Origin of the sequence: Paenibacillus hunanensis (assembly GCF_034055775.1) — a bacterium.
In the GTDB taxonomy this organism is placed as follows: domain Bacteria; phylum Bacillota; class Bacilli; order Paenibacillales; family Paenibacillaceae; genus Saccharibacillus; species Saccharibacillus hunanensis.
Window position 1 is genome coordinate 5331364 of record NZ_CP139194.1, and the last position, 24942, is coordinate 5356305.

The window sequence follows — 24942 nt, forward strand, 5'->3', positions numbered from 1 at the left end:
TTTCTTTACTATTTTTTTAAATTTAATGTAAAAGCTACGATCGGGTGTTACGTTGGTGTCGTATTTCAAACAGGATGTAATGGCTTTGTTGTCTTCGCTTCCAGCATTATTATCGCGCATCGTAAGCTATTTAGTCTGCTCTACGGATGCTTCCCCTGTGCTCTATCGATGGCTATAGCTTCTGCGTCCTAGAAACTGTCCTGCATAGAGCATCGTATCTCTACACAGGACAGAGCCATCTCGCCAGATCAATTTTATTGCTCTTCAAAGGTAAGGGCAAAATGCAGTACATCTCGGCTCGCATTGCTACTACCCGCCGCATATACAATCTCTACGCGTGAGCCCTGCTGTAGCACAGTCGGTGCAGGTGCATCGGTATGCACCATGATGTTCAGTCCGGGTAAATGCCAGCCCTGCTGGGTCATGCCAAGCTGCTCCTGCGCCAGACCATCCAGCTCAAATACAAGCTCCATCGACACATCCGTCTGGAACCGTGCTGTAATATCCAGCCTGCGTACACCGACCTCTACCTCAAAGCTCATGCCGCGTAAATGCGTGTTCCAGCTCTGCCCCTGCTCGCGCCGCACCATGCGCATCGAATACCGCTCTCCAGCTGTTGTCATCCAATGCGCTGTTGCATGGTGCATCTGTCCATTCGTATTGCGACTGCCCGACAATCCACCGATCATCAGCCGATCTGTAATCCATGCCTTCGCTGTGCATACATGGCGATTTTGCCCGGGCAGATCGCGTTCACATAGCTCTTTGAATTGACGGGTGACAAAGCGCTCGGTGCCTCGATGCAGTAGCCGTTCTCTCGTCTGCTCCTGCATATCCACGCCCACAAGCGCGATCAATAGATTATGACTGGTTTCACAATTCACACGCGTCAGGTGACGATATTCTTCGCCAAGCGCCAGATAGAGCAGCACACCGATTGAGCTATGCTCAGTGATATCATTCTCATAGCTACGGGCAAAGGGACCGCAAATATTTTCCAGCTTCGGGCCGTAAAAGTCGGCGATATCCTGCCATAATCCATGCTCCAGCTCCAAGCCGATATGACGAAATGACAGTGTACGTCCGTACACACGCCACATCCCTAGCACCGTCAGATCAACGCCATAATACGTGCTGGAATTAAACTCAGCAAAGGAATGTAGCTCTATATAATCACGGTGCAGCATCGCCGCTCCCTGCTCTGCATGTGTCATCCATTCCAGATGTCCATAACGATGCCCGTAATAATGCGTAATAAACAGGTGCATTAGCTCAATATTCGTATTAGTCGGAATCGATTGGGAGCGATAGCGCTCCAGCGAGGTCGTCACTGTAAGCTGCATCGCACGATCCATTCGCTCCACCAGCTCTACGGGCAATTCATGCTCAAAATGCTCTAATATCACCGCAAATGTCGATGCGATAAATTCACGCCAGTTCGGATCAAAGCTCTCCCATACACGTGGAAATACTTCATCTGTCGCCTGCCGAAATAGCTGTGCGAGCTGCTCATCACCTGCCAGCTTGCCATATTCGGCAAAACGGCGATACACCTCATCCAGCGCGTCAGACTGCGCATAGCCAAAGCCCGGCGGGAAGCTGCTCCAGGCACTATGCCCGGCTGGCGGCACCGGACGTTCCAGTGAGGTATTGAAGGTGCCATCATAGATTTCGCCTGGCTGTACGAGCTGTAGCTCAAGAATTTGCTCGATGATCCGGCAGGCTGTCTTCACTTCTTCCGCACCGCCGCGCAGGAGTAGTCCAAGCGCGTAATGTGCACTTTCCCGTGTATCATGCTGATCCTCTTCTCCGCGAATCATATGCACATCTGCATCATAGCGTGCATCCAGCTCATCCATTGCCTGCTGTATCAAAAATTGCTTGTCCGGTGATAATGATGCGATGTTATTGCGTTTGCCCATCCTCCATACCGCCCCTTCCCCATATCGATGAATGCTTCAAAGTATGCTGCACGATCGCTTCATCTGGCAATAAACTTGTTTGCAACCATAAACCGTATGCCCGATGCGATCCACCTGATAACGATGACTGCGCCATTTTCCATCTCGTTCACTCCATAACAAAAAAACGTCAAACCGGCATAGAGCCAGCTTGGCGTTTTCATTTTCAGCCTTCCAAAGGTGTCTGTGGAAAGCAATTGTCATTCAAATCACGAGACAGTTTTCTATTTTTAAGCTGTTTATGATACAGATAGGAATCCATAATCCGATCGAGTTGCTCGGATTGATCGATCACGCGGTGGTCACAAATGCCATGCTCGGCAGCCATCTGATTCAAAATACGGCGCTCCTGCTCGATTTGCTGTTCCATCTTTTTCAAATCCAAGGAAACCACCTCCCGTCGTTTATCCCTTCCGGCATCCATAACCCGCGCTGACAAGCAGCTCTAGCGGCTGCTATGGAGGAGACTCCGTATGGAAACGGTATGTCACCTTATTGTATGATCGCTCATACGAAATAGGGTGCTACATCCTGCTATAAAAACATCGTTTGACTCTACCGTATGAACACGATATGAGCCACATGCTTAATAACTAAAATTTGTAGCTTTATATTCGTTATACCTTAATTTTACAAGCAGTTTCAAGTTCCTACAGTCCCTATTTTATCCTGATAATGGAAGCAAAAACTGACAAAAAATCCGTTCCACTCTGTCGGTATGTATACGTAAATATTACAAATTTCGATAACGAATAAACGTGTATTTTGCATCATGCCTGTCACACAGCGCAAAAAACGGACCCCAGCAATCGTGCCAGAGTCCGTTTACCGTTTGTTCCAAAGCGCTGAATAGCGCTAATTTTGTCGGATCATCGACGCGTTACATGTCAGCGATTAGGCTTCCCATGTTTGACGATTACCGTCTTGGTCAATATATTCAATCATTTGTGGCGTGATATCCAGTACAACATAATCCGGATCGTCTGGGCCATCCAGCCATTTTTTAAATTCATCTTTCCAGACACGTTGCTTCAGCTCGCTATCGCTGGACACTTTGCAGGTCGCTTCGATCTGTACCACTTCACTGTTACCGCCCTTTTCATAACCAAGTAGCAAGTAGCAGTTCGGGTTTTGCTCCAACTCTTCGACTTTATGCGTTTTGCGGTCAGTCGCGAGATGGATGTGCAGCCCATCATTATATAGTGCCATGTAACGTACACGAGGCTTATTGTTTTCTACTGTACCAAATGCGCAAAATGGATTGTTCTCCAGGGCTTTGATGATTGCTTGTTCTGTAGTTGCTGTACTCATGATCAAGCTCCTTCCGCAATTCGAATTAGTATTTAGAGGAACACTAACACTAATGTGTTAGGAATTCGCTAACACTGTAGTTCCATGTGTCGCGTCGTTCGCGTTCATGTCTCCACTCGTTACATACCCGCTCTGTTACCTGCTGAACCGTACGCCCCTTCCACTATCCTACTGGACAGGCTGGAACGGCTCGTCTATAATTACACCTAGAAAAAGCGCATAACGTGTGGGGAGCTGGAGGAGTCCGGCTGAGAGTGTATTCGATTAATACTGACCCTTATACCTGATCTGGATAATGCCAGCGTAGGAAGCTACACATGCCATGTATGTAAGCTCATATATGCACCTATGTCGTCCCGGGTCCGGGGCGCTTTTTTATTTTATACAGCAATTTGCAGGACGAATGGGTTACTACGAAGGGAGCAACAACCGTAATGAGAAGAATCGGAACTACACTGGGCATCCTGCTCATCGCAGGTGCACTGCTTGTCATGACAGCATGTGGACAAAAACAAAACACCACCTCATCCGGCGCATCAGGCGGCAATTCACCTGCACTCAAGGATGTACAGGTCGTGCTGGACTGGACACCCAATACGAATCATACCGGGCTGTATGTCGCTCAGCAGATAGGCTATTACAAGGACGCAGGCTTGAATGTAGAGATCATCCAGCCGGGTCAGAGCGGCGCGGATACGCTCGTTGCCTCCGGTAAAGTACCATTTGGCATCAGCTATCAGGAGAGCGTCACGCAGGCACGTGTACAGGGCGTACCGCTCGTCTCCATCGCAGCCGTCATTCAGCATAATACATCCGGCTTTGCCGCACCGGTCGATCGCGGTATCAAAACGCCGAAGGACATGGAAGGCAAATCCTATGGCGCATGGGGCTCCCCCGTGGAAGAAGCCGTTATGAAGTCGATCATGGATACCGATGGCGGTGATGTGACCAAGGTAAAAAGCGTCAACATCGGCGATGCCGACTATTTTACAGCCGTGAAAAAAGGAATTGATTTTGCCTGGATCTACTACGGCTGGACGGGTATCGAAGCCAAGCTGCGCGGCGAACCACTGGATATGCTGTACGTCAAAGACTACTCACCTAGTCTCGACTACTACACACCTGTCATCACTACCAACGAGCAGCAAATCCAAAAAGACCCTGAGCTCGTCAAAGCCTTTATGAGCGCAACCGCCAAAGGCTACGAATACGCCATCGCCAATCCCGACAAAGCAGCCGACATCCTGACCAAAGCCGTACCCGATCTCGATCCCAAGCTCGTCAAAGCCAGTCAGGAATGGCTATCTCCACGCTATCAAGACGACGCTTCCCAGTGGGGACTGCAAAAAGAACAGGTATGGAAAGGCTACGCCGACTGGATGTACAAGCAAAAACTACTCGAACAACCACTCGACGCCAGCAAAGCATTTACGAATGATTTCTTACCAGCTGCAACGAGTAAATAATTGCTACTAATCGTAATTGCTTGGAGTATGCTTGATTTTATAGAGGTTGCTTTGTGACCTCCATATTGCTTCATTGCTTTGATCACGCATCGGAGCGTTAATGAGAAGTGAGTTTCATTTTATCTGGAGAGTAGCTTTTATCTTATTTAAAGTACGGTTTAGGAATAAGGTAAGATTTAGGATGAAATTGCGCGGTATGAACTAGATTACCATCAGTGATGAAGCAGATGATTTTTTATAAAATATCTTTATACAGTAGGTATGAATTCCAAATGTGCATTTAAAGTAACATGCTTTTACGGATACAAAATAACCTTGGTAATATAACATCCCTTTGTCAGACATGTATGCCAAATTATGATGCGAGCATCACGGAACGAAGGGAAGGAAATAAGGGGAAAGGACTCCTTTGGAGGGGCGGGAATCTACAAGCCACTCCTACTCCGTAGATTCCCGCGGCTCCACCCGAGTCCGTCCCCTTATTCCTTCCCGTAGTGTCTGATGCCCCACAATCAAAAGTTTGCACATACACACGCACCAGCAAAGGATGTTTATTCCCACTTCAGGAGGCACACAATGGCTAACACTTTACTCAGCATCCAGGTCATTCCCAAAACCCAGCCCGGCGAAAACTCCTACGATTACGTAGACACAGCCATCGAGGTCATTCAATCATCCGGCGTAAAATACGAGGTGCATCCGCTCGAAACAACAATGGAAGGCGAGCTGCCAGAGCTGCTGGATATCGTTCGTCGTATGCATGAGGCGCTTGTGGAGAAGGGTAGCCCCAGCATCATTTCCCAGATCAAAATCGCCCACAATCCAGACGGCATCAGTATGAATGGATTGACGGAGAAGTATCGCTAATGTCCATACGTGACTGGTGGAAAGGCATATGGCCGCCCTTAGGGGCGGTCGTTTTGTTCCTCATCTTCTGGCAGGCGGCAACATCATTCTTCCACATTGAGGACTGGATTCTCCCCAGTCCAGCGCGGATCGTAAGCGAAGCGAGCCATAGCTATGAGCGTCTGATCGGGCATACATGGGCGACGCTACAACTCACACTGGAGGGCTTTGGCATCGGTGTGGTAATCGGTCTACTGGTAGCAGGCATTCTGCATGTGATTCCATTTCTTCGTCAGGCGTTATATCCACTGCTTATTTTGAGTCAAAATATTCCGGTGATTGCACTCGGCCCGTTGCTCATTATCTGGTTCGGCTTTGGCATCCTGTCGAAGCTGATCGTGATTGTGCTGGTCTGCTTCTTCCCGATTACAGTCGCGGCGCTAGGTGGACTTGCTGGAACCGATCGGACGATGCTCAATTATATGCAGATGATCGGCGCGTCACGCGGTCAGATTTTCTGGAAGCTGGAGCTGCCGTACAGTCTGCCTGCTGTCTTTTCGGGACTGCGTATCGCCGCAACATATAGCATCATGGGCGCAATTATTGCGGAATGGATTAGCAGTGATCAAGGACTTGGGTATTATATGCTATTGCAGCAATCAGCGTTTCGCACGGATCGGATGTTTGTAGCGATTCTGATCGTGATCGCACTCAGTCTGGTGATGTTCTCGCTAATCGTACTGCTGGAGCACTGGTGTATCCGCTGGCAACGAACGAATCATGAACGACAAGGAGGACGATGAGATGAAGAGTCCTAATCTATCGACAGATCACAAGTCCCCCGTACCAAGCAGTAATTTTGCGAATCTGGCTCAATCTGATTTTCCAAAGCCAGACGCGCCTTTTCTGGAGCTACGTCATATTCGCAAAGCCTTCGGTAAGGGCAAAAAGCAGCTTCATGTGATGGACAATATCTCGCTTACTGTGCAGGAGGGTGAGTTTGTCTCGATTATCGGGCCTTCGGGTTCAGGTAAAAGTACATTATTGCAAATGATCGGCGGTGTACTCTTGCCCGATGATGGCGCCATTATGCTACAGGGCAAGCGCATCAATGGACAGCGTGGACGTGCTGGCTATATGCCACAGCAGCCTGCCCTGTTTCCATGGCGTACGATTGAGCAAAATGTTGTACTCGCACGCGAGACGGCCGGCTTGCCACAGCAGGAATCGCTAGAGCTGGCGCGAGCCTGGCTGGATAAGGTCGGTCTGGGCGAATTCCGGCAGGCGTATCCACATATGCTGTCTGGCGGAATGCAGCAGCGTGTCGCTTTCCTGCGCGCACTGCTTGGTCCGCAGTCATTACTCTGTCTGGATGAGCCATTCAGTGCGCTGGATGCCTTTACTCGCAGTGAAATGCAAAGCTGGCTGCTGCGCATCTGGGAGGAAAATCGGCGCTCTGTTGTTTTTATCACGCATCATATTGAAGAAGCTTTACTGCTATCTGACACGATCTATGTACTATCCAATCGTCCAGCACGGGTGCTGGAGCGAGTTGAGGTTCCTTTTGAACGTCCACGGCGTGAGGAGCTGGTAGATAGCCCTTCCTTTATTGCCCTACGCAGACGACTGACCGAGCTGCTGCGCGAGGAGGTGAGCGCAAAATGACCCCAGTGTCATGGATCGACGCTCATATTCATCTGGATCAATATCGCGATAGCGAGGTGCGCTCTATCATTCGTGAGCTGCCGCGTCATGGACTGAATACGCTGATCGCCGTATCGATGAATCGGGAGTCGTGTCAGCGTACCGAATCGCTGGCACGTACGTATCCCGGTATCGTCAAGCCTGCATATGGTTATCATCCTGAGCAGCCATTGCCCACTCCTCAGCAGACAGGAGCATTGCTGCAATGGATCGAGGCGCGAATTAGCGAAGCGGTAGCGATCGGTGAGATCGGTCTGCCCTACTATCGACGACAGGAATTAGTGGCTGAGGGCTATGCACTGGATGAACAGGGCTATATCGATCTGCTGGATCAGCAGCTACAATTAGCCCAGCGATGCGATAAGCCTGTCGTGCTACATGCCGTGTATGAGGATGCAGACACGGTATGCGATATGCTAGAGCAGCACGGCATAACACGGGCTCATTTTCACTGGTTTAAAGGCTCTGCGGCGCAGATTAAGCGGCTAGCACAGCGCGGATATTATATCTCGTTTACACCGGATATTGTGTATGAGACTGAAATTCGTGAGCTGGCTGCTGTCTATCCGCGGGAACTGGTCATGACGGAAACGGATGGGCCGTGGCCGTTTGAAGGGCCTTTTGCCGGGAGACCAACTGTACCTGGGATGGTACGTGAAGTGTGCCGTGCATGGGCGCAGATTCAAGGGCTGGAAGAGACAGCGGCTGCCGAGCAGCTATATGCTAATGCGCGCCGTTTATATCAGCTATAGCACGTTGATAGGCTACCTATAGCATCCGCTAACGACGACTTTGTAAAATCGATGTATTTTGGTACTTGACCGTACAGGGCGAACCGGATACGATATTGAACGCATTCATTTGGCATTACCTGCCATTCACATCTCAGGTCCAATACAGAAAGAAGGAAACTGCTTCGATGTCCAAGCAAACGAACCGCTCGATGGTAACGGTGGGCTTGCTGGCTGCCCTATTCATCGGGGCGCTTGATTCTACCGTTGTCAGTACGGCTTCACCACGTATTATTGATTCACTTGGCGGACTCAGCCTGATTAGCTGGATTTTCTCCGTCTATACATTAACAACCTGCATCGCTACCCCGATCTTCGGTAAGCTTGGCGATCTGTACGGTCGCAGGCTCGTGTTTGCGATTGGTCTTGGTCTGTTCGTCGTCGGCTCAATGCTGTGCGGATTGGCTGGCTCAATGACCGAGCTGATCTGGTATCGCGCGCTGCAAGGGATTGGCGCAGGTGCGCTGACACCGGTGACCTTTACGATCGTGGGCGATCTGTATCCAGGTAAGGAACGCGCCAAGGTGCAGGGGATTTTCTCCTCGGTCTGGTCGATTGCCGGCCTGTTCGGGCCACTGGTAGGTGGTTATTTTGTCGACTATATTTCATGGCGCTGGATTTTCTTTATTAATCTGCCGGTTGGCATTATCGCGATCATGTTTATTTTCCTGTATTATCATGAATCATTCGCCAAGCAGAAAAAGGCGATCGACTATGCAGGTGCGATTACCTTTACCGTCGGGATGACCGCTCTACTGCTCGCTCTACTCACAGGCGGTGAGGAATATGCGTGGAATTCTCCGGTAATTCTGGTGATGTTCCTCGTAACGGTTGTCTTCCTCGGTCTGTTCCTGTGGATTGAGCGTCGAGCGTCTGAACCGATGCTGCCGCTGAGCCTGTTCCGCAATCCCGTGCTGAATATCCCGTATATTCTCGGCTTCACCACCCGCTGGATGGTGATGGGGGTAACGGTCTATTGCGCTCTCTGGATGCAGGATGTATCTGGCTCCAGTGCAACACTGGCAGGGCTTGCGCTCATGCCGATGTCGATCGCATGGCCGCTCGCATCGACGCTGTCCGGTAGACTGATGTACCGCATCGGTGCCAAATGGCTCATTATCTTCGGCTCGGTGCTCGTCGTAGCAGGCAGTCTACTGGTGGCGATTATGCAAGCAGGCTCTACGTATGGACTGATCGTTGCCTCGCTGGTGCTGATCGGACTGGGCATGGGCTGCATCGTCACACCATCGATGGTCATTATTCAGGGCGCCGTCGACTTCCGTATGCGTAGCGTAGCAACCTCGACGAATACACTGATGAACTCACTTGGTCAAACGGTTAGTGTTGCTGTATTTGGTCTGGTGTTTAATTCGGTCGTTACCGCAGACAGCCCGGAGCAGATTGCTAATGGGATTCATGCGGTGTTCCTGCTCATGCTTGCTGTAGCGGTGCTGAATCTGGTGGTCGCGTTGTTCTTGCCGCCGAGTAGTAAGCTGTTGAATCATCAGCAGTAACTGAAAGTTTTATATGGACAGCAATAGACTGACGTCAGAATTTATAATGGCGTCAGTCTATTTACTTACTGCATCTAGTTTGATATAACCACAGCAATAATATTGCATATTTTATTGAACAAGGAGCTTCTATGTTGAATAATCTACATATCATTGGTCACTATCCAGACAGATTTTTGAATTATTCCGGTATTTCTTTCAATGATCGATTTCATTTTTTTCATGTAAGTAAAGATATGAATCAAGAGGAGGAGCTATCTGCCGATAGTCAAGCAGGTATTCTGCGTTTTGATACTGTTCATCAGCAACATCAATTTTCTTCTTATTCTTCTTGTATATCTTTTGAGAGTTATACTCCGGGTCAAACCACTCTACATACGGCAAGCTTACAATGGACGAACCGTGAAGCAACGCTCATCATATATGCATTCAATTGTAAGACAATGAGAGAAAGCGAAGTGTACCGTCATTCTTTTATAGATGATATAGCCGAAGATACTGAAAATTCCTCGCTGTGGCGTCTTGAGCTCTATAGTCTAGATGATCAATATGTGTTAATCAAAGTGCCTGAACTTGATCCCTTTTCGAGAAATGAGAATTACGGATTTTCTGAATGTTTGCTGATCGATCTGAATGAACAACAAGCTTATACAGTTCCGTCATACTTGAGCCAACATGATTCTTTACTAAATCTCTCTCATATTGAGCGGCATATGTATGACGGAATTGATTTTTTGCTCCTTAGTACAGGTAGAGTTTCTCTGAACAATAAAAGAGAATCGTGGAAGCAACGCAAGCACGACTTGTACAACACGATGAGTCACCAAACTAGAATCATCATTCCTCTACAACAATGGATTGCGGCTATCAAAGAATACCAGAGCTTAGGAGATCATTTTATCTTAGATGAATGTGACTTCTCTGCCGGGTATGTACAGCATATTCAATTTAACAATCAAATCTTTCTACTTAAAACACATTTTGCTACTGGTTCATCAGAATTAATTCATTATGAATTAAGCACGCAAGCTAAACATTCGTTACACTTTACTATGGAATTAGAGCGAGTGTTCATTAATGAAACATATTCAATCGGGATTGTTATAGATCAAGATCAATCAACCAAAAAGGTTTATCATTTAAATTCGGATATATTACCTTACAGTCTGAAACTAGAGCATACTGTAGAATTTTTTGATGAAAAGCTGATGGTTGTCAAATATAAAGACTCGCTTGGAATGGAACATATTCAGTTTTATAATGCACAAACTCATGAAATGCTAATGCACGACATAGGTTCACGCATAATGCTGTTCATGCCTGACTTGCACAATAATCGAACACCATTCCTTCTTCATATCCAACAATCATAAGCCGCACTAGAGCTTATTATTAATTCAAAAAGAGCGACTTTTCTCCAAATTCGAATGGGAAAAGTCGCTCTATTTTTATATTTATTCAAGCCAGCTATACGTCTACTGTATTAGCATATATGACATTTCAAAGTAGCATATCAACGCTTATTAAAACCCTTCTTCTCCAAAAATCCCTTCAGCTGCATGCGAGAAGGTGTGGTGAACTTCTGCGCCATCTGTTCAGACCATGGCGTTTTTTTGGTGCCGCCTGTGCGTTCGGTGAGATACTGTACCATCGTATCATCGTATTCCTCTACCGCTTGCAATGTTGCATCTGCATCGTAGGCTTCGTGATGCAATACTGCCTTCAGCGGCAAGCGTGGGCGCAGGCCTGGCTCCTGATTAGGGTAGCCGAGGCACATACCATAGATCGGGTAAACGTACTCCGGTAAGCCCAGCAGCTCGGATACACCCTCGATATCGGTACGGATACCGCCAATGTATACAACGCCCAGACCCATCGATTCAGCAGCGATCGCTGCGTTCTGAGCAGCCAGTGTCACATCTGCGGTTGCAACGATAAAGTTCTCGACGGCATCTACATACGATTCCTTTTCTGGCGCATGCTTCTGTACGGCGTGCTCCAAACGATACAGGTCTGCACACCATACGAGGAATACGGGGCATTCTTCGATGTAACGCTGACTTCCTGCCATATGGGCAAGGCTTGCTTTGCGCTCAGGATCTTTTACTGCAATCACGCTATACGCCTGCACATTGCTAGAGCTGGACGCCATCTGCCCTGCTGCTACAATGGCTTCTAATTGTTCGTCGGTTACCGCGTCTGGCTTGTAGCTGCGGATCGAGCGGTGATTCATTAATAAACGGATTGTATCATTCATCCGGTAGTCACTCCTGTCTGCATGTGGTTCTCTACTAATGTTTCATAAGTATATTACCTTATTAACACAATAGAAGCCAAATCACGCAGGGGATGGAGTGTTTGATGATATGGACGATAAGCAGTTTTGGGCAACCATCACTTCCGGTAAGGAATAGAGATATGTCTTCTGGTGGAACACAGGAATCTACGGAATAGCAAACTGCTGTCAGCGATCAGCAATAGATCCATTGGTAATTAGATACCCTATCGTGTATCTATATAGCGCTGCATCGTCTGTAACCGTATCGATTATTCGTCTATCTAGCATTTCAGATCAGACCTGCTCACGTTGCAGCTTAATTCGCTGTAGGCGCAGGGAATTAAGCACGACAGATACGGAGCTGAATGCCATTGCAGCTCCCGCTAGCCATGGGGCGAGTAAGCCGATGGCTGCGATGGGGATGCCGATGACGTTATAGGCGAGTGCCCAGAATAGGTTTTGACGGATATTGCGGATGGTGCGGCGGCTGATCATGATCGCGTCAGCGATACCGTCGAGATCACCGCGCATCAGGGTGATGTCGGCGGCTTCCATGGCAACATCGGTTCCAGTGCCGATAGCGATGCCAGTATTCGCAGTAGCAAGTGCAGGAGCGTCATTGATGCCATCGCCTACCATCGCTACGATGCGCCCTTCGTCTTGCAGACGCTTGATCGCGGCGGCTTTGCCTTCAGGCAGCACACCTGCCAGCATCTGCTTGATGCCAGTCTGTGCGGCAATCGCTTGTGCTGTGCGTTCGTTATCGCCTGTGATCATGATAACGTTCAGCCCCATTTGCTGTAGCCGCTCGATGGCTCTGGCAGATGTGTCCTTGACGGTATCGGCAACGGCAATCCAACCTGCGTAGCGATCATTTACAGCGGTGAGCATCACCGTTTTCCCCTGCTGTTCCAGCTCTTGAAGCGCAGCCTCCAGCGTGTCTGTGGCTATCCCTGCCTCCTGCATCAGCAGGCGTGTACCGATACGAATCGTATGCTGCCCACTGATAGCGGTGATACCCTTGCCCGGTATATTGTCAAAGGATTGAAGCGGCGCGGGTGTCACCTGCTGCTCCTGTAAGCCCTGCACAATTGCACGCGCCAGTGGGTGCTCGGATGCACCTTCTGCTCCAGCTACAAGTGCCAGCCATGCTGCCTCTGGCAATACATTTGGCTCCGCATACCAGTCGGTTAATACCGGCTCACCGCGTGTGATCGTACCGGTCTTATCCAGTACAACCGTATCAATGCGATGCGCCGTCTCCAGATGCTCGCCGCCCTTGAACAGGATGCCATACTCGGCAGCTCTACCTGAGCCTGCCATGATCGAGGTTGGCGTTGCCAGACCCAGTGCACACGGACAGGCGATCACCAGCACAGCGATTGCCTTTTCCAGTGCTCCGCTGAATTGTCCCGGCTCCACTCCAAAGTAAAAGATCCCAAACGTTAGCAGCGCAATGCCGATCACGATCGGTACGAATATACCGGAGATGACATCTGACATGCGCTGAATAGGTGCCTTGGACACCTGAGCCTGCTCCACGACCTGAATAATTTGCGCCAGAGCGGTATGCTTGCCGATTCGCTCAGCGCGAAAGCGTAGTCGCCCATTCTGGTTAATCGTCGCTCCGATCACACGATCTCCGTTCGTTTTATCTACCGGCAGACTCTCGCCTGTCAGCATCGACTCATCGACCGAGGAACGTCCCTCCAGTACGATGCCATCGACAGGAATCTTCTCACCGGGCTTCACGATCACGATATCACCGACGCGTACCTCTTCAGCTGCAATCTGTACCTCTTGTCCATCTCGCTCGACAAGTGCATGCTGAGCGCGCAGATTCATCAGACTGCGAATCGCTGACGAGGAACGACTTTTCGCACGATGCTCCAGCCATTTGCCCAGCAGAATCAGCGTAATCAGCATACTACTTACTTCAAAATACAGTGGAGCCTGAAAGCCTGGCTCGATCCACTCACGAATCATCAGAAATACGCTGTAAAAATAAGCCGCTGATGTCCCCAGCACAACGAGCACGTCCATATTCGCACTACCGCCGCGAAGTGCCTTATACGCACCACGGTAAAATTGCCAGCCGATCACAAGCTGTACCGGCGTGGCGAGCAGCCATTGCACCCACGGAATCATCAGTACATGCGGCATATAGATCCATGATGTGAAGCTAAAATGCGCCACCATCGTCCACAACAACGGTAACGATAATATCAGCGAACTGATCAGCTGCAAGCCGCGTTGATGCTGCAATTGATGGCGGCGTTCCTCCGCTCCCTCCTGTTCCTGAACCGTCGCCTTATAACCGAGACGTGCTACTTTATCCGTAATATCCTGCACACTGACTGTACCTGCATCAAAGCTCACCCGTGCCGTTTCCAGCATCAGATTCACCTGTGCCTCGGATATGCCCTCCATTCGGTTCAGCCCTTTTTCGATGCGAGCAGAGCAAGCCGCACACGTCATACCAGAAATGTCCAGATACACCGTCTCATGCAGCACCGAGTAGCCGAGCTTCCCGATTTTTTGCTCAATCTCGTCTGCCTGTAGCTGCTTCGGATTATACGTGACCAGTGCATTTTCCATTGCCAGATTCACATTCGCTTCTGCCACACCGTCCATACGACGCAGTCCCTTTTCGATCCGTGTCGCACAGGCAGCACAGGTCATACCGCCGATTTGCAGCTTTAATTGTTGAAGCTCGGCAACAGAAGGAGCCGCTGCTTCGGATGGGGTGTCCGGAGCTGGAGTTGTTGTATTCGGTTCAGGCTCATGCTGAGTCATGGGTATACCTCCTTTGATATAAATGATGCTATAAAAGAAATACATCGTACCTGAACATCGATCATTTCTAATAACGGATAGATAAGCGTATATCTTATATGTGCGCCGTTTTTTGTTTGCGTCTTATGTTCTATACTGCTTACGAAGTGTTCCATGTGCCTCTCATTGGATAGATTCACATGCCTATAGCTGTAAAGCTCCAATAAAGGCTTGCAATTCACCATACCATTACACCACTACCGCCTATCCTCACCTGCGTAGATATCCTTTTGTGAAAGGAAAATAGAAAATGACTCGTCGTCTTTATATGCTACATTCGCTTTATCCTCATCCATATACAGGAGGGGGGTATATATCATCCCTGAAAAAACCTGATTCTACACTCCAGAGCATTCTTACGAATCAGGCTTTTCAGCTATATTCTATTCACTACGATAACTATTCACAGTGTTAACTTCTTGTCACTACGCTAACTAACTGGACTTATATCATCTAACTGTGTCTATATTCACGGTTCAGCTTTTGCTTCAATAATACCGCCAATTCGTACCAGTGACGTCCATCCAGTCGATTGTCGATCTCTTCTTGCTCCATACCGAGCCAGTATTCACCTTCCAGCAGCTCGAACATAAGATAATGGGTCAACCACTGGCATAATGGATGCTGAGCTACCGTCTGCATCGGTGCATAGCTATCATCCCAGTTATAGCTCTGGACGACAGCGTGCAGAACAGCGGCAGTCTGGATATGGCGAATGATCTCACAGGCAGCCTCTACCGATTCCTCGTATATGACCTGATCCACAATCGCCTGCTCTTCATCGGTCAAACGTAAGCGAATCGCGCCCGGTGTATTGCCAAGCAGCTCGGCAGCCGTAATATCACCACGCCGATGCGCTTCATACCAGGCAGTATGTGGCAAGCCTTGCGCATGATCAAGCTTTGCTCCTGCTTCGACCAGTAGCTGTAAGCCTGCATATTGCTTGAACTTGACCGACTTGAATAGCGCGGTTTCACCCAGCTTATCCCTTGCCTCCAGATCAGCACCATGCTCGATTAGCATGGAAAGCTGGTCTACAGGTCGCTTGTTCGTAATGCATAGCATGAGCGGTGTGCGTCCCCGTTCATCCCGCTCGTTCACATCGGATTGCTGAAGGGCAAGTTGCAATTGCTCCAGCGTGCCACTTCGGCATAATTCTTTCCAGTTCATGGCGTGCACTCCTTCGTTCCTCAGCTATAATGTCATATGAAGCCAGTGCCGTTTAGTTGTCGCTATTTCTAAGCTACCTGTTTATCTGCTGATCTGTGATGCTCAGGCACCAGCAGAGATCACATCATAGCCCTGCTCTTCAATCGCTTCGGTCAGCTTGACCACGTCCAGCTTGGATTCATCGTAGCTGATATCAACCGATTTGCCTTCCAAATTGACTTTACCGCTTGCACCAATCTCCGCCAGTGCGCCTTCAACTGCTTGTACGCAATGCTGACAGGACATACCTTCTACTTCTAATTTTACCTGTGCCATCCTAATAGCCTCCTTGATATCGTTTAATGTACTCGCCTGCACGAATGACATAGCAATGCTTCATCTGTAAAGGAAAAACGTTTTATTTCAATTTATTTCAACAGCTTATTGATCGTGACCAGTAGCTCGTCAATGACTTCATGCTCACCGGATTCGATCCGTTCCACCACACAGCTTTTCATATGACCCTCTAGCAGCAATCGACCAACCGAGTTCAGTGCTGATTGAGCAGCGGCGATCTGATTTAACACATCATCACAATACGTGTCCTTCTCGATCATGCCCTTAATACCTCGAATCTGACCCTCGACACGGTTTAATCGACGTACCAGATTGTGCTTCATTTCTTCCGAGTGGTGACTCTGGCGACCGGAATGATCGCCGGCTGCACAAGCGTCTACATCGTTCTTATTCGGTAGCTCCGTCGCGACCATTTCCTGCTCACTGGCGTTCATATTTTCCATTGCGCGTCCCCCTTCACGTCTGCTCTTAGCTGTCTGAGCTTAACCGGACAACCCAAAAAGCAAATCGTTATACATCCATCCTAACATACCCCCATAGGGTATGCAAGCGAGTGATATACTAGATTTGCTAGAGCCGTGCTATTCCTTATGTAATTACCTATCAAATATTTCTAAAAATATGCTTCATCCTCCATTTGTAAACGCATTTATGCTACACTTGGAGTGACTCAGGATAAAGTAGCCTGCGTTCTTCTAGCACTGGTGCTAACAACCACAAAAGCTACTTTATCAGCATATACAGAAGCGATCGTTCACTTCTGTAACCGGTTAAACAGGTTCTCGATCATCGTTCAGCGTGCTGGAGCCAGCCACGGATTCGGTAGCTTGCTGTGACGACTCGTCTGCTTCCGGATCGGATATCCCCAGATGCCCCATCACACGTTCAACAAGCTGAGGTGGGTCAACCGGCTTGGTCAAAAAGTCGATCGCACCGCCGCGAACACCCTTCCTCACCATCTCCGGTCGCGAATCGCCGGAGAGCAGCAATACCGGAATATCACGCGTCGCCTCGGTACGTTTGAGCTGATCCAGCACATCCAGCCCGTCTCGATCCGGCAGATTGATATCTAAAATGATCAGATCATACCCGGTAATACGTGAAGGAATGCGGAAAAACTCAATCGCATCCTCATACGATTCGACCACTACATTTTCAGGCTCCAATAACTGCTTGACCAGCATTACAAACGGGCTGCTATCATCAACAATACCAATCTTTTTCATCTACCGCTTCACATCCTTATTCATGATTAAAGGGAGGCTTCCCATGTCCAAAGCAGAACGTTATCGGCAGATTATCGAGCAGACCCGAGTCCGCTTTCTACAAGATGCCACGATCAAAATGCAGGATATACACGCAGGCTTGACGAGCTACAATGGGCTGGATGAGCCAGATGCGGACGCAGGTCTGGCGCTCGCGAATCAGATTCATCGCCATGTGCATGCGATCAAAGGACTTGCACTTACCCTGTCGTACGCTGAGATTGATGAGCTATGCGGTGATATGATTAACTACATTTTAAACGATCCAGCTAGAATATGGAAACGGGAGCATGTCGATCGTCTACAGCAGCAGGTAAGCCAGCTCCAACAGCTGATTGACGATGCTAGAGCCAGCTCCAGCATCACGTAAATCGGTAGCCCCTTCGCGTCCACCGGAATCTCCACGTTATATCTTTCTACCGGGTTGGTCTGTTCTCCTTTTCCTGATACAATAGATCAGGTTGTACGCGCGAATTTACGGAGAAAGGGGCTCTTTTCGTTGGCACAATTGTTTTTTAAGTACGGAGCCATGAATAGCGGCAAATCGATTGAGATTCTTAAAGTCGCCCATAATTACGAGGAACAAAACAAGCATGTTCTGATCTTCACGTCTGCACTGGATACACGAGACGAGATCGGCTATGTCTCCTCCCGTATCGGTGTGCGTCGTCAGGCGATTGCCATTCATGAGGATACAGATATTTTTGCTATCGTTAAAAAGGTTACACCCAAGCCATCCTGCGTGCTGATTGATGAATGTCAGTTTTTAAAAAAGGATATGGTATTGCAACTCGTTGATATCGTGGATAAGCTGAATATCCCGGTGATGGGCTTCGGGCTCAAAAATGACTTCCAAAACCAGCTATTCGAAGGCAGTCAGTATATGCTGCTGTACGCGGATAAGATTGAAGAAATGAAGACAATCTGCTGGTTCTGCGAACGCAAAGCGACGATGAATATGCGGATGCTGGATGGGCATCCGGTCTATACGGGTGAGCAGATTCAGATCGGCGGTAATGAAAGCTATTATCCTGTCTGCCGCAAATGCTACAATAATCCACCTATTGCATAACGGAGCAAGTAGGTCGAATTGCTCGTTTCATGTTCTGGCAAGCGTATGGCGACGATCTAAATGGGGATATACAGCCCATGCAGCCACTGCATCTGCCATACTCTATGTATCCAGGAGCTGTCTAATTCTGTAACGGGATTAGGCAGCTTTTTGTGCTTATTGATTAACTTTATCAAAAACAGCCACATTCGATGCGTAGATCGACCGATGTGGCTGTTCGCTTGATGATTATTCTATTATGCTACCGTGTAGCTAATAAGCTTAGTTTACGCGCTCTACCTTTGGCTCCTCTTGTGGGCCTTTCGTATCCAGCTCGAATTCTTTACGTGTTTTTACATCCACGATATTCAGGTTGATCTCTACGACTTCCAAGCCTGTCATGCGGTTTACCGCTTCAGTTACCTTTTTGATCAGCTCGTTGAAGATGGTAGGGATGCTTTTGCCGTATTCAACAGTTGCGACCAGATCCAGGGCAACCTGCTTTTCGCCTACTTCTACATCTACACCACGAATAACGTTTTCGGCGTTGCTGAAACGACCTGCCAGATTACTGAAGAAGCCACCTTCCAGAGACAGGATACCCTGTACCTCATTTGCCGCCAATGCCGCGATCTTCTGAATAACCTGATCTTCAAAAGTCAGGGAGTTTTTGCGCACCTGTGTTCCTTGTACTTGAGTCTCGATTGTGTCCAGTCTGGTTTCTGCCATGTTCAGTCATCCTTTCTGTGTTCCATTCATTTTTGCGCTACTATGCGTTGATAGCAGCAATTGGTAAGACCTCATCGACGTTGTTACCATTCAGGTGAGGCAAGCACGGTATTCACGGTTGCCCCATATTATTTGCAATATGCAATTTATAGTAAAAGGATTCGCCCGGCATACACCGGAGTGCGATAATCCTGAATACCTGTTAAAGCGATCTTTATCGTATTTTTCTTCTTTACGGGCTATTGGCTATCTCGTAAAAAACTGAACCCACTTCTGCACATTCAGTGCACCATCCTGCCATTTACCGATCAGATAACCAACCAGCATACAGGCGACGATCAGCAACGTATAGCCAAAGCCAATCGTGATCCATAGAATACCAACAATTAATCCCAGCAATGTCCACAGTATCCGTCTACGGTACGGCAACAATAATTCCATCATATCCAATGCAGACTCCCTCCTTTAAATGACGCGGGGTACATTTTTGTTTTTGCTTGGCGTTTCTTCCTGACGCTCATCTACACGAACCTCGACACGTACACGCTCGATTTGCAGTAGCTGCTTCAGCTGATGTTCCACGTGAAGCTGTAGCTCACTGGCGGCATCAACCACATTGCTTGTCGGAATCAATCCGCCGCGAATGCTCGTGTATACGGATCGGTTACTCTTTTTGAGTCGTGTGTAGATCTGAGGCTGCTTGAGCACATTCTTCTCCTGTACAGCATGGAAAATCGTCTGCTCAATCATATTTTGCGTCAGGCGAATATTACCGACTGGAGTCGTAATATACAGCGCCCGTGTCTTCGGACGAGCCAGCAGTCCGATCAAAAACAATAGCGCAAATAGTACAAAGAATACGAGTGCCACGATCGCGACGGTCTGCACTGCCCATAGCTGTGCTTGCAGGTAATTGTCGACCATCGTTGAGAAGTTGCCCAGTGGATATACGATTGCGCCAAATACTGCCATCGCGGCCATTCCCACCAGTCCGATGAGTAAAAAAGATAAACGTGTCAGCCTGTTCATGCCATCTCTCCTTCACTTGTGAGCAATCCGTGCGTGCAGCCTTCTCATGCATAAAAGTGAGAATCGCAATCGCTACGGGTGTGTTTTCAAGCTGTTAACATTATGTTGACATGTGTTGGTTAAAAGCTGCGGCATCATATCCACTCGATCCAGACGTGCAAGCTGTCATGTTACATGGCGTGCCTGTACACCGTATCGTTTAGCATCTTTAGTCCATTTAGGTGCATAGATTGACCTAATGATACGCCGCAATGCAAAGGTTACAAAATTGTTAATTAGAAGTTAGATGAAATATTGCACATTTTTTGGCGGCCAGCCCATCTTTCTTACTTCAAAGAACCTTATCATCATCCAGAAGGCGTTCCTCCCGTTGATCCTCTACGCGTCATTCGCTCAAGGATAATGAGAAGAATGCGGAGTATTGCATCATGCCTGCACATCCGTATGAGCACAAAAGACTTATACACAATCGCATATACGCCTTATATCTCGTACCCAATTGGTTTGTGCCAGCTTCAAACCTGTTATTAACATAACCAGCCTTTTCGATAGTTGAATCACTTATTTATATTACTAAATTGTAAATTATGTTAACCAAAAAGGGTGAGTTATGTAAATTTAAACAGCACAGTTTTGGTCATAAAAAAGGACTTCCACCCCATCAGCAAAAGCCGATTACGTTGGAAGTCCTTTGGTAGCGATGATGTTTATAGCAGTAATTGTTAGATCAATATCGAGCATTATGATTCGTCTAACAACACACTGATATCGATAACTATATCATCTCATTTTCATTGTATAAATTAACTGTTGTATACAGAGAGCGATCTCATCGGAACACGATCTACACAAATGCACTTTAAGCTCCAGGCTTCACATAGCCAACCGATGCCAGCAAGCTACTGGTTAATTGTTCCAGATGCTCATCTGGTGACAATGGCTGCTCATCCAGAATCGGTAGCATCGGATACGACTTGGCTGCATTACTCGAAAAGACGATGCTGCCCGTCATTTGCAGGAGCGCCAGATCAAGCGATTGAAAATGAAAGATCCCCTGCGCCCTGCCCTGCTCCAGATAATGACGCAGCAAGCTCCACGCTGGCAGCGTATAGCGCTGAATGATAGCGATTCGCTCCGAGCGCAGTGCAAATTCCTGATGCAAAATAAGCGAAATCTCCGGGTCTTGCTGCCATAGCGCAAATAAACGAGCAACGAGTCGCTCCAGTCCAGTTACCGGATCAAGCCTCTCCTGCCGCAATGCATCTGAAAATGGTCTGCCCAGCATAAACTCATCCAGCATCGCTTCAAACAGCTGCTCCTTGCCGCCATAATAATACGAGACAAGCGATATATTCGCATCCGCTTCGCGGCATATCTCGCGCACCGTTGTCACGTCAAAGCCGCGAGCAGCTGCCAGCTTGCGTGTAGCCTTTAAAATACGAAGTTTGACGTGCTCTTCATCCTTAGTCACAGAAGTCACTTCCCTATATCCCATTCATTCCGTTGGTCTCAGTACACCTATGTTACGGTAGATATCACGATAGCTATTACGATTCCGTGATCACTACGGGAGCTGGAGTCGGAATGCGATCCTGCTGCCGTGCGGTAGCGATCACGATAATGATTAACGCTACGATCATAATGATCACCAGCGCTAGCGCATCCTTCGCTGTACCCGTTCCTCCGAACAGTATATTCATCAAGCCCTGTACCGCATACGTAGCCGGGAAAACTTCACCCAGACCTTGATAAAATGCTGGCAATAGCTCACGTGGCATCATCGCTCCCGACGATACAAGCTGTGCCGACAGGATCAAAATGTTAAACAGCATGCCTGCCATACCAAATACAAACAGGAACATTTGAGATACGAACATAAAGGTCAGTAGGAACAATGCCTGAAAGCCCCATAGCGCAAAGAAGCCATGTCCAAGCTGCCCACCTAGCAATGCAACAAGCGAGGTGCCGACCAGCGATACGACAACAGATGAGCCTGCTGTCACAAGCAGACGGACTGCCATCCGTTGCCAGCGACCAAAGCGTGTAGCGAGCGCACGCGACGAAACTTCAAAGTTCTGTCCCATGATCATCGCGCCGACATACGAGGCAAGGATCATCATCATCGGCACCATCTGATTGTTCATGCCCTGTACCGGATTGACTGATTCAATATTGGATACAACGCGCTGTGACAACGCCGTCGCCATGCCCTGCGTCTGCTGTGCGGACATCTGTGAAGAGCTGCCCAGCACGCTTTGTAATCCATTTTCAATAGCGACCTTGTTCACACTGGCGGTAATACCATCAGCGATGCCAGTCATCATATTTTTGATCATGACCGGATTCGATTCATTCACCAGATAATGTAGTTGGGCTGGATTCGTCGAGGTGATCGTCGCTCCAAAATCAGCTGGAATCTCGACGATCATCTGAATATCACGTGCCTGAAGCTGCTGCTGTGCCTGCTCCATCGTCAGCCCCGTCTTGAGCTGTACAGGCAGCTTGCCGTTCAGACCGTTCACTACCTGCTCCCCGAATGTCTGATCTTCGTTGACCACCGCTACACTTAACTGATTCAAACGATCTGTAATTCCATGATACCCTGTCATCCAGACGACCGCAAAAATCAACTGAAACAACACCGCCGTAATGATCCCGACACGAGTGGTCGGTAGCTTGAGAAATGCTCCAAAAATAGGTTTCATACCGTCTCCTTTGTGTGCTCTTTTTCTATGTTCAACCGTTGTTCGTGATATCCCTTTGTCATTTCAAACAGACGTTTTAAACATTTGTTTTATAACTATAAAAGTTGTAAGCGTATACTGTCAAAGTTAAAATTTGAATGATTTTCAGATCTACTCCAAGACATGCAAAAAGGGCGTATATCATGACCTGCTATCGGAATGATATACGCCCTTTACCTTATATCAAATGCTCTACAACATTGGTTGTAGATGATTATATGGCTGTACTTAGTGAATCCTCAGTTGTAGACGATCATACGACTATACTTAGTTAATCCATTGTACGACTTGCTCAGTAGTACGTCTTTCTTTTGAACGCAGCTCTTTGTCGGTACGATAACCGAAAGCGACCATCACGCTCACGCCGAATTCGCTATCATCCATCAAGCCTTCTTCTTTGAGCAGCTTCTCTACATTGTCCAGCTGGAAGCCTTCGATCGGGCAAGAATCGATGCCGATCTCTGCCGCTGCTGTCATCATATTGCCAAGAGCGATATACGTCTGCTTGGAAGCCCAGTCAAACAAAGCGCGCTCATTTTCCAAAATTTTCAGATCGTTTTCCTGGAATTCACGATAGCGTCCCAGTACCTGATTGAACACTTCTTCTGGCATTTTTTTCACTTCAAGCATTTGCTCGCGTAAGTAAGGGGAATCATAGCGTACGTTTTTGCGTGCAAGCATGATCACAAAGTGACTTGCTGTTGGCAGCTGCCCCTGTGCACCCCACGTGATCTGACGCAACTTGCTACGCAGCTCTTCATTTTGCACAACGAGGAATTTCCATGGCTCTGAACCGACCGAGCTTGGTGACAGACGTCCTGTTTCCAAAATAAATGCAAAATCGTCCTCCGAAATTTTACGCTCTGGATCGAAAGCCTTTGTTGCATGTCTGAAATGGTATGCGTCTAGAATCTGTTGCTTTCTTTGCTCTTTATCCATGTATGGTTCCTCCGATAATCTATATATTAATAACATGTTTACTTTTAGTAACAATGAAATTATAGATTGTATTCAATGGACTGTCAACTAACGCTTAACCGGTATGGAATCGCTCATGCAAATCGATCAGGTCATGCAGCGGATCATGAATTGGAAAATATTCAATGCCCACGTACCCGTCATAGTCGAGCTGCTTGATCGCATCCAGCACATAATCATAATTCAGCTCGCTCATGTATAGCTCATGTCGTCCCGGTGCCCCGGCTGCCTGAATATGACCGACATGCCTGATATGATTTTGCAGTCGAGTGAGCACATTGCCCTCCATCACCTGCACATGGTACATGTCGTAGCAAACCTTGACGAGCGGATGATTCACCTCTGCCACGATGTCAAAAGCGAGCTGAGAGGTGTTCAGCACATACCCGCTTAGCTCGCGGTCTGTCGTTGTATTGAGCGGCTCAATCGCGGTAGTTACACCGGTCTGCTCTAAAATCGGGATCGCCGCGTGTAGCCCGTCGATCAGGCTTTGCAGCATTTCATCGCGCGATAATCCTTCTTTTTCAAAGCCAATCGTATGCACCATTGTGGCGCAATGAAGTGATTGGGCTGCCTCTGCGGATTCGCGCAGGGCTTGCAGGGCTTCATCACGGCGTTCTGGCTCGACCATGGTGGAGGGGCTGACGACGAGGGTTGCCACCTTTATGCCTAACTCGGCTTGTAATTGCCGCATCGCCTCCAGATTCTTATCCTGCCATGACCAGAATTCGATGGTATCCAGACCATGCTCGTGCAGCAGCTTTATCACTTCTACGATATCTCGTCCCTGGAACAGTGTCTCAGTGTTGTATGACAGCTTCATGGTGTTCACTCCTAATGTAAAAAGATGGTAATTACGATTATGTATACACTTAAATGTTGTTGGTCAATCATACAGGGTGGGGAGAAGCTAGAATGTTAAGCTATGATGTGT

The 24942-nt window shown here is 48.1% G+C and carries 25 protein-coding genes and 1 riboswitch; of the genes, 9 read left to right on the top strand and 16 right to left on the bottom strand.

The genetic code is table 11. The features are described from left to right. Positions 1-254: 254 nt before the first annotated feature. From SK066_RS21680 to SK066_RS21690, 3 genes are all read right to left on the bottom strand, one after another. Complete coding sequence (locus tag SK066_RS21680) at positions 255-1922, bottom strand: hypothetical protein (RefSeq protein ID WP_320542976.1); 1668 nt, start codon at positions 1920-1922, stop codon at positions 255-257. 205 nt (positions 1923-2127) lie between these two features. Beyond that, entirely contained in the window at positions 2128-2346 is a 219-nt protein-coding gene (locus SK066_RS21685; protein WP_188775838.1) for an aspartyl-phosphate phosphatase Spo0E family protein, read from the bottom strand. A gap of 509 nt (positions 2347-2855) precedes the next feature. Next, a complete protein-coding gene (locus SK066_RS21690) occupies positions 2856-3272 on the bottom strand; it encodes a pyridoxamine 5'-phosphate oxidase family protein (RefSeq protein WP_188775839.1) in 417 nt (138 codons plus the stop codon). Positions 3273-3489: 217 nt separating this feature from the next. Beyond that, positions 3490-3601: riboswitch (TPP riboswitch) on the top strand. 105 nt (positions 3602-3706) lie between these two features. On the opposite strand from SK066_RS21690, the gene SK066_RS21695 reads away from it, so the two are divergent. From SK066_RS21695 to SK066_RS21725, 7 genes are all read left to right on the top strand, one after another. Next, positions 3707-4738 (top strand): ABC transporter substrate-binding protein, encoded by a 1032-nt coding sequence (locus SK066_RS21695; RefSeq protein ID WP_320542977.1) that lies wholly within the window; start codon positions 3707-3709, stop codon positions 4736-4738. Between the two features lie 576 nt (positions 4739-5314). Then, the gene (locus SK066_RS21700) at positions 5315-5605 is read left to right on the top strand and encodes a thiamine-binding protein (RefSeq protein WP_188775841.1); all 291 of its coding nucleotides are present in this window, start codon (positions 5315-5317) and stop codon (positions 5603-5605) included. Continuing rightward, complete coding sequence (locus tag SK066_RS21705; protein ID WP_188776071.1) at positions 5605-6387, top strand: ABC transporter permease; 783 nt, start codon at positions 5605-5607, stop codon at positions 6385-6387. The genes SK066_RS21700 and SK066_RS21705 overlap by 1 nt, the downstream gene beginning before the upstream one ends. A 1-nt stretch (position 6388) precedes the next feature. Beyond that, positions 6389-7249, top strand: a complete 861-nt coding sequence (locus SK066_RS21710; RefSeq protein ID WP_320542978.1) for an ABC transporter ATP-binding protein — start codon at positions 6389-6391, stop codon at positions 7247-7249. Then, on the top strand, positions 7246-8040 hold the full coding sequence (locus SK066_RS21715) for a TatD family hydrolase (RefSeq protein WP_320542979.1): 795 nt from the start codon (positions 7246-7248) through the stop codon (positions 8038-8040). The genes SK066_RS21710 and SK066_RS21715 overlap by 4 nt, the downstream gene beginning before the upstream one ends. Before the next feature lie 167 nt (positions 8041-8207). Further along, a complete protein-coding gene (locus SK066_RS21720) occupies positions 8208-9593 on the top strand; it encodes an MDR family MFS transporter (protein WP_320542980.1) in 1386 nt (461 codons plus the stop codon). Positions 9594-9724: 131 nt separating this feature from the next. Further along, the gene (locus tag SK066_RS21725; RefSeq protein ID WP_320542981.1) at positions 9725-10966 is read left to right on the top strand and encodes a hypothetical protein; all 1242 of its coding nucleotides are present in this window, start codon (positions 9725-9727) and stop codon (positions 10964-10966) included. Between the two features lie 140 nt (positions 10967-11106). On the opposite strand, the gene nfsA is transcribed toward SK066_RS21725, so the two are convergent. The 6 genes from nfsA to SK066_RS21755 all read right to left on the bottom strand — a co-directional run bounded on the left by nfsA (position 11107) and on the right by SK066_RS21755 (position 17438). Continuing rightward, positions 11107-11850 carry an oxygen-insensitive NADPH nitroreductase gene (gene nfsA, locus SK066_RS21730; RefSeq protein WP_320542982.1) on the bottom strand — a complete coding sequence of 248 codons (744 nt, stop codon included), beginning with the start codon at positions 11848-11850 and terminating at the stop codon, positions 11107-11109. A gap of 315 nt (positions 11851-12165) precedes the next feature. Further along, the gene (locus tag SK066_RS21735) at positions 12166-14553 is read right to left on the bottom strand and encodes a heavy metal translocating P-type ATPase (RefSeq protein WP_320544938.1); all 2388 of its coding nucleotides are present in this window, start codon (positions 14551-14553) and stop codon (positions 12166-12168) included. A 606-nt stretch (positions 14554-15159) separates the two neighbouring features. Further along, positions 15160-15876, bottom strand: coding sequence for a DUF4274 domain-containing protein (locus tag SK066_RS21740; protein WP_320542983.1), 717 nt, complete (start codon positions 15874-15876; stop codon positions 15160-15162). Between the two features lie 102 nt (positions 15877-15978). After that, on the bottom strand, positions 15979-16191 hold the full coding sequence (locus SK066_RS21745; protein WP_188775849.1) for a copper ion binding protein: 213 nt from the start codon (positions 16189-16191) through the stop codon (positions 15979-15981). Positions 16192-16283: 92 nt separating this feature from the next. Beyond that, entirely contained in the window at positions 16284-16655 is a 372-nt protein-coding gene (locus SK066_RS21750) for a metal-sensitive transcriptional regulator (RefSeq protein ID WP_407673718.1), read from the bottom strand. 327 nt (positions 16656-16982) lie between these two features. Further along, complete coding sequence (locus tag SK066_RS21755) at positions 16983-17438, bottom strand: response regulator (RefSeq protein ID WP_320542984.1); 456 nt, start codon at positions 17436-17438, stop codon at positions 16983-16985. Positions 17439-17481: 43 nt separating this feature from the next. Here SK066_RS21755 and SK066_RS21760 point away from each other — a divergent pair, with 43 nt between their 5' ends. Next, on the top strand, positions 17482-17847 hold the full coding sequence (locus SK066_RS21760) for an Hpt domain-containing protein (protein ID WP_320542985.1): 366 nt from the start codon (positions 17482-17484) through the stop codon (positions 17845-17847). A gap of 129 nt (positions 17848-17976) precedes the next feature. Beyond that, complete coding sequence (locus tag SK066_RS21765) at positions 17977-18549, top strand: thymidine kinase (protein ID WP_320542986.1); 573 nt, start codon at positions 17977-17979, stop codon at positions 18547-18549. 261 nt (positions 18550-18810) lie between these two features. Here SK066_RS21765 and SK066_RS21770 read toward each other — a convergent pair whose 3' ends face one another. From SK066_RS21770 to SK066_RS21800, 7 genes are all read right to left on the bottom strand, one after another. Beyond that, on the bottom strand, positions 18811-19257 hold the full coding sequence (locus SK066_RS21770) for an Asp23/Gls24 family envelope stress response protein (protein ID WP_188775853.1): 447 nt from the start codon (positions 19255-19257) through the stop codon (positions 18811-18813). 246 nt (positions 19258-19503) lie between these two features. Next, complete coding sequence (locus tag SK066_RS21775) at positions 19504-19701, bottom strand: DUF2273 domain-containing protein (protein ID WP_229685771.1); 198 nt, start codon at positions 19699-19701, stop codon at positions 19504-19506. A gap of 21 nt (positions 19702-19722) precedes the next feature. Then, complete coding sequence (gene amaP / locus SK066_RS21780; RefSeq protein WP_188775855.1) at positions 19723-20286, bottom strand: alkaline shock response membrane anchor protein AmaP; 564 nt, start codon at positions 20284-20286, stop codon at positions 19723-19725. Between the two features lie 859 nt (positions 20287-21145). Then, the gene (locus tag SK066_RS21785; protein ID WP_320542987.1) at positions 21146-21757 is read right to left on the bottom strand and encodes a TetR/AcrR family transcriptional regulator; all 612 of its coding nucleotides are present in this window, start codon (positions 21755-21757) and stop codon (positions 21146-21148) included. Positions 21758-21833: 76 nt separating this feature from the next. Continuing rightward, positions 21834-22991, bottom strand: coding sequence for a YhgE/Pip domain-containing protein (locus SK066_RS21790; protein ID WP_320542988.1), 1158 nt, complete (start codon positions 22989-22991; stop codon positions 21834-21836). A 306-nt stretch (positions 22992-23297) separates the two neighbouring features. Next, the gene (locus tag SK066_RS21795; RefSeq protein WP_320542989.1) at positions 23298-23969 is read right to left on the bottom strand and encodes an NAD(P)H-dependent oxidoreductase; all 672 of its coding nucleotides are present in this window, start codon (positions 23967-23969) and stop codon (positions 23298-23300) included. A 94-nt stretch (positions 23970-24063) separates the two neighbouring features. Continuing rightward, positions 24064-24831, bottom strand: coding sequence for a TIM barrel protein (locus SK066_RS21800; protein ID WP_320542990.1), 768 nt, complete (start codon positions 24829-24831; stop codon positions 24064-24066). Positions 24832-24942 lie beyond the last annotated feature (111 nt).